The 12,233-nt window shown below is 36.2% G+C and carries 8 protein-coding genes and 2 riboswitches; of the genes, 5 read left to right on the forward strand and 3 right to left on the reverse strand.

Annotated features, from left to right (window positions below):
* Window positions 1–87: 87 nt before the first annotated feature.
* The 4 genes from MHH96_RS08280 (at window position 88) to guaA (ending at window position 6,398) form a co-directional block, all read left to right on the forward strand.
* The gene (locus tag MHH96_RS08280) at window positions 88–1,041 is read left to right on the forward strand and encodes an AAA family ATPase (protein ID WP_047943380.1); all 954 of its coding nucleotides are present in this window, start codon (window positions 88–90) and stop codon (window positions 1,039–1,041) included.
* Window positions 1,041–2,246: a DUF58 domain-containing protein gene (locus tag MHH96_RS08285; protein ID WP_047943381.1), complete on the forward strand. Its 1,206-nt coding sequence runs from the start codon at window positions 1,041–1,043 to the stop codon at window positions 2,244–2,246. Before MHH96_RS08280 ends, MHH96_RS08285 begins: the two co-directional genes overlap by 1 nt.
* Window positions 2,247–4,481, forward strand: coding sequence for a transglutaminase TgpA family protein (locus MHH96_RS08290; protein WP_341117076.1), 2,235 nt, complete (start codon window positions 2,247–2,249; stop codon window positions 4,479–4,481). It begins immediately after the preceding gene.
* Between the two features lie 29 nt (window positions 4,482–4,510).
* Window positions 4,511–4,612, forward strand: a riboswitch (purine riboswitch).
* Between the two features lie 235 nt (window positions 4,613–4,847).
* Entirely contained in the window at window positions 4,848–6,398 is a 1,551-nt protein-coding gene (gene guaA, locus MHH96_RS08295; protein WP_047943383.1) for a glutamine-hydrolyzing GMP synthase, read from the forward strand.
* Window positions 6,399–6,623: 225 nt separating this feature from the next.
* Here guaA and MHH96_RS08300 read toward each other — a convergent pair whose 3' ends face one another.
* From MHH96_RS08300 to MHH96_RS08310, 3 genes are all read right to left on the reverse strand, one after another.
* Window positions 6,624–7,427: a sulfite exporter TauE/SafE family protein gene (locus MHH96_RS08300; RefSeq protein ID WP_047943384.1), complete on the reverse strand. Its 804-nt coding sequence runs from the start codon at window positions 7,425–7,427 to the stop codon at window positions 6,624–6,626.
* Window positions 7,428–7,689: 262 nt separating this feature from the next.
* Window positions 7,690–8,511 (reverse strand): pyruvate, water dikinase regulatory protein, encoded by an 822-nt coding sequence (locus tag MHH96_RS08305; RefSeq protein WP_144546464.1) that lies wholly within the window; start codon window positions 8,509–8,511, stop codon window positions 7,690–7,692.
* A 12-nt stretch (window positions 8,512–8,523) separates the two neighbouring features.
* Window positions 8,524–9,153, reverse strand: a complete 630-nt coding sequence (locus MHH96_RS08310; protein ID WP_144546466.1) for a CBS domain-containing protein — start codon at window positions 9,151–9,153, stop codon at window positions 8,524–8,526.
* Between the two features lie 191 nt (window positions 9,154–9,344).
* Here MHH96_RS08310 and ppdK point away from each other — a divergent pair, with 191 nt between their 5' ends.
* Complete coding sequence (gene ppdK / locus MHH96_RS08315) at window positions 9,345–11,954, forward strand: pyruvate, phosphate dikinase (protein WP_328282917.1); 2,610 nt, start codon at window positions 9,345–9,347, stop codon at window positions 11,952–11,954.
* 93 nt (window positions 11,955–12,047) lie between these two features.
* A riboswitch (purine riboswitch) is annotated at window positions 12,048–12,150 on the forward strand.
* Window positions 12,151–12,233 lie beyond the last annotated feature (83 nt).

Consider the following 12,233-nt stretch of genomic DNA (forward strand, 5'->3'; position numbering starts at 1 on the left):
AAGAAAAATGATTACTTAGTTGAAAGATAGTGTCGTAACAATGCAACTAAAACTAGCAATTTACTAGAATGCAACAGGAGGAGAAGAATGGCAGGAAATCATAGTTTGGTAATTAACAGAATAATCGGTAATATCGAAAAGGTGATGATTGGGAAAAGGGATGTAGCAGAACTGAGTTTAATTGCTTTGCTTGCCCAAGGACATGTTTTATTAGAAGATGTTCCAGGAGTTGGGAAAACAATGATGGTGCGAGCTTTAGCGAAATCAGTAGGTGCTAATTTTCGTAGAATTCAATTCACTCCAGACCTCTTACCTTCTGATGTAACGGGAGTGTCTATTTATAACCCGAAAGAGCTAGAATTTCAATTTGTGCCAGGACCAATTATGGGGAATATTATTCTAGCTGATGAAATAAATCGAACATCACCAAAGACTCAGTCAGCTCTTTTGGAAGCGATGGAAGAAAGTAGTGTAACGATTGATGGCGTGACACATCATTTACAAAAGCCATTCTTTGTTATGGCAACCCAGAACCCAATTGAATATGAAGGAACCTATCCTCTTCCAGAAGCACAGCTAGATCGTTTCTTATTGAAAATGAATATGGGATATCCAACCGTAGAAGAAGAAATAGAAGTGCTGACTAGAGTCCAAGTAGCAGCGCCAATTGAAAAATTAGAGTCAGTTGTAAGCTTAGATGAGTTACTTACTCTTCAAGATGAAGTAAGACAAGTGTATGTGGATGAAACGATTAAAAAATACATTGTGGAGCTCGCAACAGCAACTAGAGAAAATGCGAGTATTTATCTAGGAGTCAGTCCGAGGGGTTCCATTGCATTAATGAGAGCATCCCAAAGCTATGCCTTTATTCAAGGAAGAGATTATGTCATCCCAGATGATGTGCAATTCTTAGTAAAAGCTGTTTTTGCTCATCGAATGATTTTAAAATCAGAAACAAAGTTCGATGGGATAACAGCAGAAGAAATTATTAATCGAATTATCGGGCAAGTGCCAGTACCAGTACAAAGGTTAGTGAAGTAATGAAAAGATTTTTGCATAAATTAAATCGGGTTTGGAAATTAATTTTGCTATTTTTACTAATAGTGATGGTATTTTCCTATGCTATGTTTCAAGGTGGGTTTGTAAGCTGGTTTTTATTTTATAGTTTTTTACCATTTGCTTTATATGGTCTTTTAATTGCAGTCTATCCAATGCGGGATTGGCAAGTAAAAAGAAAAATTTTGAAATATGAATATAGGGCGAAAGAAGAAATGCATGTAGAAATTGAATTAACGAGAAACTCGTTTTTTCCTGTTTTTTATATGGTGGTGAGAGATTCATTTAATTCCACAATGGGGCAAAAAATAGAAGAAAAGAGAATGTTAATGCCTGGATTAAAGCGGAGACTCCGCTTTAATTATACGGTGAAGGAGTTGCCAAGAGGAGAGCATGTATTTGATCAAATCTTTCTCCAATTGGGTGACCCTTTAGGTCTGATTGAGAAGGAGAAGGTCTATATTCAAGTAGAACGGATTCTAGTGTATCCTCCTATTGAAGAAATGATATACAAACCGCTGGAAAATCACTATGAGCAAGGAATGACTTCATCGAAGGAGCGAGTGCAGCGAGATACGACAATGGCAGTTGGTGTGAGAGAGTATCAGCCAGGTGACCGCTTTTCATGGATTAACTGGAAAGCAAGTGCAAGGCGCAACAATATGATGACAAAGGAATTTGAACAAAAACAGTCGCATGACATTATGATTGTGATGGATTGCCAAGAAAATAAAAGATTTGAAACGACAGTGTCTTTCACTGCTTCTATCCTTCGAGCTATTTTAAAAAAAGGTGCGCAAGTAGGCTTATTATCGGTAGATACGGAGCGTAAGATTTTTCCAATAAGGGGAGGGGAAAGTCACCAACAATACCTGCTCTATCATTTAGCAAAAGTACGTGCTACAAAGGAAATCACATTAGCAGAGGTTGTAGATTATGAAAGTAGTCAATTGCCTCCACAGGCCACAATCATGTTAATTACTTCCCAAGTAACAAGAGAACTTATAGATAAAGCTGGGTGGTTGGCAAGTAAAAGATATAATATCGTGATGTTTGCCATCACTGGACAAAAGGAAGGTTTATCTAGTGAAGAAAGAACATTAAGTGCTTTTGCTGGAAAAAAAGGCATTCAAATCATTCCTGTTTCTGAGGGGAGATTTAAAGAAGCTTTTGGAGAGGGGGTGGCATAAATGGGAACGCCCTATAGCAAAAAACATATCACAATTGCTAATTTTTTATTATATATTTTAGGTTTCTTACTAATTTGTGAATGGCTCGGACCATTAGAAGAATTAACGAATACAGAGAATGTGATTGTCTTTCACTTATTTCTTGCGTTATCTTTATTGTTAGCCTTTTCCCGGACACCAAGCTGGGTAAGCGGAACATTGAAGACTGTTTATATTATATTTATTCTTCAATATTTATATTATGAGGAATCATTTTTTACTTTCCAATGGATTCAACCTTTTGCAGCCGAATTTATCGATAATTTAGCATTGGTATTTAATACAAAGTGGCCGGAAATGACGAATATGTTTAAAAGCAGTCTCTGTTTCATTTTATTATGGCTGATGGCGTATTTAATTGATTATTGGCTAATTAAGCGAAGAAAGATTTTTACATTCTTTTTGCTGACAATTATTTATATTACCGTATTAGATACTTTTACGATTTATAGTGCTGATTTGGCAATTATTCGTACGGTAATCATAGGTTTTACAGCAATGGGCATGTTAACATTTTTTCGATTAAGTGATAAAGAAGGATCTGGAAATACTAACAGTTCGATCGTAAAATGGATGATTCCTTTACTTCTATTCGTAATAGGAAGTGCTGGAATTGGCTATTTATCACCAAAGGCAGATCCTATTTGGCCAGACCCTGTTCCTTTTATCCAGACAATGGGGGATAAAGGAGGAGTAGAGGATGGAGATATTCCAGGAAGCGGTATTCATAGAGTTGGTTATAGTGTTGATGATTCAAGATTAGGGGGAGACTTTATTGGTGATTCTTCCTTGGTCTTTGTTGCGGAGGTAGAAAAGCCTCATTATTGGAAGGTAGAAACGAAAGATACTTATACAGGAAAAGGCTGGGTCCAATCAGAGGAATCCTTAAAATTAAATCGGGACAACTTTGAAGTATTAGATCAAGGTGGCGCAATTCCTTTTGTCTCTTTTGTAGAAGGGGAAAATGTGAAGCGGACAGAGTCTGAAAGCACTGTGCAATTTACGAATGGCTTTTCTTATTTACTATATCCATTAGGAGTAAAAGAAGTGTCTGCTGCTAATTCGTTCATGGAAATTGAAAGTGGGAATGAACGTGGCGTTTTTAATGGATATGTAGAAAGTTACTCGGTAAAATATGATGTGCCGGAATACAGTCTAAATGCGTTAACAACAGCTGATATGGAAGACTTTATAAGAAATAATCCAGATATGGTGAATCGCTACCTTCAGCTTCCCGATTCATTACCGCAAAGAGTGAAAGACCTTGCTGCTGATATAACGAAAAATGATGAAAATGTATTTGCAAAGGTACGTGCGATAGAAACCTATTTCTCATCTAATGGTTTTACTTATAGTCAAAATAATGTGGCAGTCCCGAATGAGAAAGAGGATTATGTGGATCAATTCTTATTTGAAACAAAGCTGGGTTATTGTGATAACTATTCGACTTCTATGGTTACCTTGCTGCGTTCTATTGGGATTCCCTCAAGATGGGTTAAAGGTTTTACAGAGGGAGAATTTGTAGAAGCGGACGGGGATATTCGCCGCTATGAGGTTACAAATAATAATGCACATTCTTGGGTAGAGGTTTATTTTCCAGATGTAGGCTGGGTTGCTTTTGAGCCAACGCAAGGATTCTCTAATGCGAATACGTATATAAATGATGTGGAGAGCAATCAAAATACTGGGAATACTGAAACGCAAACGCCGGAGCAACAGGAACGAAAGCCAGAAACCCCAGAAAATAAACCAGAAAATCCAGAGCAAACAATGGAGAAAACATCACCATCTACAGATGGGCAGAAGAATTACACAACTATTGTTAAAGACAATTGGCAGTGGGCCACTACGGTTCTAGTAATCATTATTACAGCAGGATTAGCAGCTTATAAATTTCGCTATAAATGGCTTCCTTATTATTATATTTGGAAATTCCGAAACACAACGGAGGAAACTAACTTTCCGAAGGCTTATATGGTGCTGCTGCATCTACTAGAGATAGCTGGACTCCGCAAGAAGGAAGAAATTACCTTAAGAGAGTATGCGAAGCAAATAGATCACATTTATTCAAGCAAAGAAATGAGCCAATTGACTGCTAAATATGAGGAATATCTGTACAAAGGTTATATGCAAAAAGAGACTTGGGAAGATATGAGAGAATTGTGGGAAAATTTAATTAAAAAAACAACAGCTTGACCATCGATTCGACATGTTGTTACAATATTCACATCTATATATAATTCCTTCATATATCCTCGATGATATGGTTCGAGAGTCTCTACCGGGTCGCCTTAAATGATCTGACTATGAAGGCAGATAAGTCTTTGGATTATTTAGCTTATATGAAGAAACCAAAAAGACTAGAATTCTGCCTTCGTTTTTATTTGAGGCGGATTCTAGTCTTTTTTTGTGGTTACATTATAAAAGTTGGTTGATTGAATTCAAATCAGCACTTTTGTAAAAAAACAGAATCTGATTTAGAGAAAAGATAAGCATGAATAATGAAGGTATTTGGAAATAGTAAGAAGAGAAATTCAAATAGAGTAGTTGGGGTGAATAGGAATGGGGAAAGCGCATATAGAAGGTCAAGAAATGATCGTTGTCCTAGATTTTGGTAGTCAATATAATCAATTGATTACAAGAAGAATAAGAGAATTTGGAGTATATAGTGAGTTGCATCCACATACCATTACAGCTGAAGAGATTAAGGAATTAAGCCCTTCAGGAATCATTTTCTCAGGCGGCCCTAATAGTGTATACGACGAAAATGCATTTGGCGTAGATAAGAAAATATTCGATTTAGGACTTCCTATTTTCGGTATTTGTTATGGGATGCAATTGATGACCCAGCATTTTGCCGGAAAAGTGGAAAAAGCAAAGCATCGTGAATATGGAAAAGCAGCAATTAATATTGAAAACAACTCTAAATTATTTGCTGACCTTCCAACAGAACAAATCGTTTGGATGAGCCATGGTGATTTAGTTGTTGAAGCACCTGCTGGATTTACAATTGATGCAACGAGCGCTTCTTGTCCGATTGCTTCGATGAGTAATGAAGAAAAAGGATTATATGCTGTTCAATTCCACCCAGAAGTTCGTCACTCTGTATATGGAAATGAATTATTGAAAAACTTTGTGTTCGGTGTTTGTGGCTGCAAAGGTGACTGGTCAATGGAGAACTTCATTGAAATTGAAATGGAAAAAATTCGCCAGACGGTCGGCGACAAAAAAGTTCTTTGTGCCCTAAGTGGTGGAGTAGATTCTTCTGTTGTTGCTGTGTTGATTCATAAAGCTATTGGTGATCAATTAACCTGTATATTCGTAGACCATGGACTTCTTCGCAAAGGCGAAGCGGAAGGAGTAATGAAGACTTTCACAGAAGGCTTTAATATGAACGTCATTAAAGTAGATGCGAAAGAACGCTTTATGTCTAAGCTAGAGGGCGTAAGTGACCCTGAGAAAAAACGTAAAATTATCGGAAATGAATTCATCTATGTGTTTGATGATGAAGCAGCAAAATTAGAAGGGATTGATTTCTTAGCACAAGGTACTCTTTACACAGATATTATTGAAAGTGGTACAGCTACTGCACAAACCATTAAGTCCCATCATAATGTAGGCGGACTTCCTGAAGACATGCAATTCCAATTAATTGAACCTTTAAATACGCTATTTAAAGATGAAGTACGTGCTCTAGGTTCTGAGTTAGGAATAGCTGATGATATCGTTTGGAGACAGCCATTCCCTGGCCCTGGTTTAGGGATTCGTGTATTAGGTGCTATTACAGAAGAAAAACTAGAAATCGTCCGTGAATCAGATGCCATTTTACGCGAAGAAATTAAAAAAGCTGGCTTAGAACGCGATGTATGGCAATACTTTACTGTCCTTCCTGATATCCGCAGTGTTGGAGTAATGGGAGATGCGCGTACGTATGATTATACAATCGGAATTCGCGCAGTTACTTCTATCGATGGAATGACATCTGACTGGGCAAGACTGCCATGGGATGTACTAGAAGTGATTTCTACAAGAATCGTTAATGAAGTAGCCCATATTAACCGCGTCGTGTATGACATTACTAGTAAGCCACCTGCGACGATTGAGTGGGAGTAAGAATACAACTTAATTTGAAGAGGGAACACCGATTTATAAGGGTTTAACCTTGTTAAAAATGGTCAAATACCATATAAAATAATATGGTTCCCTGCCAAAAACCCTACCAAGAAAAAATTTTGGTAGGGAATTTTGCTTTTTCATTGAATTTTGGTAGGGAACATTTTCTGTAGATAACTTGGTTATATTATAATAAATATCTCTATGTATAATGTTATTCCGTAATTAGCTTATAATCATCATAATGACCACAATAAGCAGAAGAATTAAGTATATTTTGGAAAAGAGTTTGTCAGATAACTTTTGAGCCCAAGACCTTCCAATAGGTACGCCAACAAAACCACCGATTGTAAACCCGATTAGCGCAGGTAGGTATATAAACCCTAGAGTTGATGAAGGCATTGTATCTATCTGCCTTCCTGTAATTAAATAAGTAAAGGTTCCAACGATAGCAATTGGCAGACCTAATGGGGTAGCTAGAGCTACAGAATGTATCATACGCATACCTCTATTTCTAAGGTAAGGAATTGTCATGGTACTTCCGCCAATACCTAACAAGGTTGAAAGAAATCCAATGCCTATTCCAATAAAAGATGCTGAACTTTGCTTAGGCATATGAAATGATTGGTCATCAATCTCTCTGGTGAATGATTTTTTGAAAATGTTTGAAACCAAAACGTAAATTAAGAGACCAATGAACGCAAACCTAAGGAAATCGCTATCAATATAGACTGCAAGCATACCACCTATTAAAGAACCTATTGAAATATACCCTACTAATAGTTTGAAGACTGACCATGTCACATTGCCTTTTTTCGCATGATTATATGTTGAATTGAATGAATTAATAATCATAACTGCTAATGACGTACCAATAGCTGTATGCATTAAATATTCGCTTGGAATCGAATCTGGTAAAAATGCAAATAGGATAGGAACTACTACGAATCCACCCCCAAAGCCAAACATACTTGATAGAATTCCAATAATAACACCGATTAATGCAAACATTAAAAATGATAATTCCACTAAAAATCATCCCTCTTTACTTATATTAATTAAAAATCGTTCTTAGTATCAATATAATGGTACCATACTACAAAGAGATGCTGGGCTAATTCAAGCTGTTTGTACATTTATTGAATTTCTTGAGAAAAGAAGGTGGAAATATAGAGGAATAAGAATAAGTACTGGTATGCAATATTGTTTTATCGGAAAAAACGTATCATTATTTCATGCAATTGAATTTTAAGAATGCGTTGATTCAAAAAGAAGTAAGTATCCACCGGCTCTACCAGTGGATACTTACTTCTTTTAGATGTTTTTCTACTAGATAAGCTGTTTCCTCAATTGATTTATCTGTTACATCAATCACATAGGCGTTATGCTTTTTAAATACTTGCTTTGAATACTCTAACTCTTCATAAATTCTTTCTAAATTTGTATAACTAGATGAGTGACTCAACCCTAAAGAATCTAAGCGATTACTTCTGATTCTGGATAGGTTTTCTGGATTACAAATCAAGCCGATTATCTTCTGTCCCTCTACCTCCCCTAAAATGGAAGGTAAGGGAACTTCAGGTATAAGTGGTAAATTCGATACCTTATACCCTTTATTGGCTAAATACATACTCAAAGGAGTCTTGGAAGTACGAGAAACACCGAGTATTACAGCATCAGATTGAAGAAATCCTTGTGGGTTCTTTCCATCATCATATTTTACTGCAAATTCGATTGCTGCTATTTTATTAAAATATTCTGTATCTAGCTTATGTACAATACCAGGTTCTTCTATTGGGGTAGAACCTGTTTTAGATTTAATAATCTCAAAAAAGGGATTCATTAAATCCAAGTAATGTAACTTTGTTCGATTGCTGAAATCTTTAGCGACATTAGCTAAATGGTTATCAACTAATGTGCTAACTACTACTGCATCATCTTTTACCGCGTCATTTAATATATCAACTAACTCTTCTTCCTTGTTAACAAAAGAAAAACGGTAGCTGTTGTTGAATACTAAATCTGGAAATTGAGCAGTAACGGCTGCTAATAATTTTTGTGATGTTTCCCCTATTGAATCAGAAATGGTATATACAATGATTTCATTTTTCATAAAAAATCTCCTCTATCCATTTAATTCTGCCTTTCTTGCCTGTTGAATAATGAAATTTAATATTCTAGTTTTAGTGATTTTCCCAATCACTTTTCTTTCATTTTCATCATCCACAACAGGTAATGAGTCCACCTCAAAATCTTGAAGAATACTTGCCGCTTCTAAGATGTCCATGTCTTTTTTACAAACTTTAATATGAGGTACGCGAGTCATACAGACCGCTACAGGTGTCTGATCTATATTCGTATTTAATGAGGCTCTTAATAAGTCCTTTCTTGATAAAACCCCTAATAAAAGTTTTTCTTCTCCAGTGACATATAATGAACCTACATCATACATAAATAAAGTTGTTATAGCATCTCGAATGGAAGTATCTTGATTAACCATTAACGGCGGCATCATTATCTCATTTACTTTTGTATTAAAAGTTTTAAAAAAGAAAAATTTTTCTAAATCTGATCCCGAATAGGTGTACCCAATTTTGGGGGTAGCTTGTAAGATTCCGACAAGCGTTAAAAAAGATAAATCTGATCGCAGGGTGGCTCTAGATACATCCAATAAATCAGACACTTTTTCTCCACTTACAGGTTGATATTCTTTTACTATTTTAATAATTTTTTCTTGTCTTTCACTTAGTTTCATTATTATCTCCCAAAAAATAGATAGTTTAATTAGATAATAGGATTATCATCATTATGCATCTATTATACATCGATAATTTAATTATTCAACTTTAATATGTGTGTTATTTTTCGTATTGACAACTATATATGTGTCATATTAAAGTGTAAGTAAAGTTAATGTGATACATATTTGAAATATGGAGGTAGACGATGGCAAAGTTGATTTATTTTTTCGAGGAAGGCAGTAGTAAAGACAAAGGATTATTAGGCGGCAAAGGGGCAAATTTAGCTGAAATGACTCGTTTAGGTTTACCAGTGCCAGCAGGGTTTACGATTACAACGGAAAGCTGTATGAAGTATCTAGAAGAACCATCCTTTTTTGAAGATTGGTTAAAAAAGGATGTTTTGGAAGCAGTTATAAAATTAGAGGCAGAGACGAAAAAGTCTTTTACAGGTGATGAAAATATTTTATTAGTTTCTGTAAGAAGTGGCGCAGCTTTTTCCATGCCAGGTATGATGGATACGATTCTTAACTTAGGATTAAATGATCTACGAGTTCAATCTTTAGCTCGATTAACTAGTATGGATTTTGCATTTGATTGTTATCGAAGATTATTGCAAATGTTTGGTGAAGTAGTATATGGCATAAATAAGGATAAATTTAATATACGACTCCAAAAAATGGAAAAACACTTTAGCAAAACAGCTGCAGATTTTCAAGAAAAGGAACATTTGCAAGTAATTGAGTCCTTTAAAGAGCTATATATAGAAAACGAGAGGGTCTTTCCACAAAATCCAATAGATCAATTATTGGAAGCTGCTAAAGCTGTTTTTAAATCATGGAATAATCATCGAGCAAAGGTTTATCGCGAATTACATGAAATTCCTCATCATTTAGGAACGGCAGTAAATATTCAATCAATGGTTTTTGGGAATAGCGGAAATGAAAGCGGTACAGGTGTTGTGTTTACAAGGAATCCTGCCACTGGCGAAAATAAATTGTTTGGTGAATTTCTGCTAAATGCTCAAGGGGAAGATGTGGTAGCGGGTATCCGTACACCAGAATCTATCGAAGCATTACAGCAAGTCCTTCCGGAAGCATATGCAGATTTTAAAAGATATGCCAATATACTAGAACAGCATTATAAAGATATGCAAGATATTGAATTCACGATTGAAAATGGGAAATTATTTATTCTGCAGACAAGAAACGGAAAGCGGACGGCTAAAGCGACACTGCAAATTGCGTTGGATTTAGTTAAGGAAGGATTAATTACAAAGAGTGAAGCCTTATTACGTATTTCACCTGGAACAATTGATCAGCTAATCCATCCTATTTTTGATCCGCAGGCTATTCAAAACGTCGAATTACTGGCAGAAGGTTTACCGGCCAGTCCTGGCGCAGCTACCGGCGCCATCGTTTTTACTTCGGAAAAAGCTAAAGAATGTCATGCACTTGGCCAGAAAGTAATTCTTGTGCGACAAGAAACTTCACCCGAAGATATTGAGGGTATGATTGTCAGCGAGGCTATCGTTACAAGTCGAGGAGGAATGACTTCGCATGCAGCAGTTGTTGCCCGAGGAATGGGAACTTGCTGTATAACAGGATGTGAAGCGTTAACTGTCAATGAAGAATTGAAAACAATCACTTGTGGAGAAAGGATTCTGACGGAAGGTGACCTTCTCTCTGTAGATGGTACTGCTGGTAAATTGTACTTGGGCGAAGTCCCTACTGTTGTAGCGGAAAACGACCAGAATTTAGAGCTTCTTCTTTCTTGGGCTGATGAATATGCTGATTTACAAGTACGCGCGAATGCTGAGACAGTTCAAGATTTAACAACGGCTATCGAGTTTGGAGCATCTGGTATAGGTTTAGCGAGAACGGAGCATATGTTCTTTGGTGAAGAACGAGTGCTGGAAATGCGTCGTTTGATATTAGCGGAGAATAAAGAAGAAATCAGAGAAGCATTAGACAAATTGCTGGCCTTCCAACAAGAAGATTTTTACCAGATGTTTCAAGTTGTTGAAGATAAACGAATGGTCATTCGCTTACTAGATCCGCCTATGCATGAATTTCTGCCTAGTGACCTAAATGAAATGAAGCAGTTAGCGGTAAAGTTAAATAAACATCCATCGATTGTTGAAGAGCAAATTAAGAGGCTGCAAGAAACGAATCCAATGTTAGGCCATCGTGGCTGTCGTCTAGGAATAACAGAACCACAAATTTATCAAATGCAAGTAAAGGCTATCTTCCATAGCGCAATCCAGTTAACAAAAGAAGGATATACTGTCTTTCCTGAAATTATGATTCCTCTTGTGGCAGAAAAAGAAGAACTGGCCTATGTGAAGGCATTTTTAATAGAAACAATTGAAAATATCTTTGTTAATCATCAAATGGAGCCTTTTCCGTATGAAATCGGAACAATGATTGAATTACCACGTGCCTGTATAATAGCTGATCAACTTGCTCAAGAAGCCGATTTTTTTAGTTTCGGTACAAATGATCTTACACAAATGACATATGGTTTTTCTAGAGATGATATTGGGAAATTTATTCATTCATACAAAGAGAAGAATGTTATGGTGAATGATCCTTTTCAAACTCTCGATCAAAATGGAGTAGGGGAATTAATTAAATTAGCAGTAACGAAAGCACGACAGACTAAAGAAAACTTGATGATTGGTATTTGTGGAGAGGTTGGCGGAGATCCTAAATCGATAGCTTTCTTCCGAAATATTGGTATCGACTATGTTTCTTGTTCACCATATCGTATTCCTGCTGCTCGCTTAGCTGTTGCCCATGCAAGTATAAATAAATAAATATTTGTTAGAAAGCGAACGATTATTAATTTTTAATTATAATTGTTCGCTTTTTGTATTGACGAGTATTCGTCAAGCTGATAAACTGGATTTACAACTGAAAAAGATTTTACTCGTATAATATCGGGGAATACGGCCCGAAAGTTTCTACCGAGCTACCGTAAATAGCTTGACTACGAGGTAAGTGTATATAGGGAATCGTAATGAAATCATTTTTATTTTATTAAGTAATTTGCCCTTCCTATATAACACAAACCCTTAGTCAACGCTCCTTAATCG

This window comes from Niallia sp. FSL K6-0212 (assembly GCF_038007605.1).
Lineage (GTDB): Bacteria > Bacillota > Bacilli > Bacillales > Cytobacillaceae > Niallia > Niallia circulans.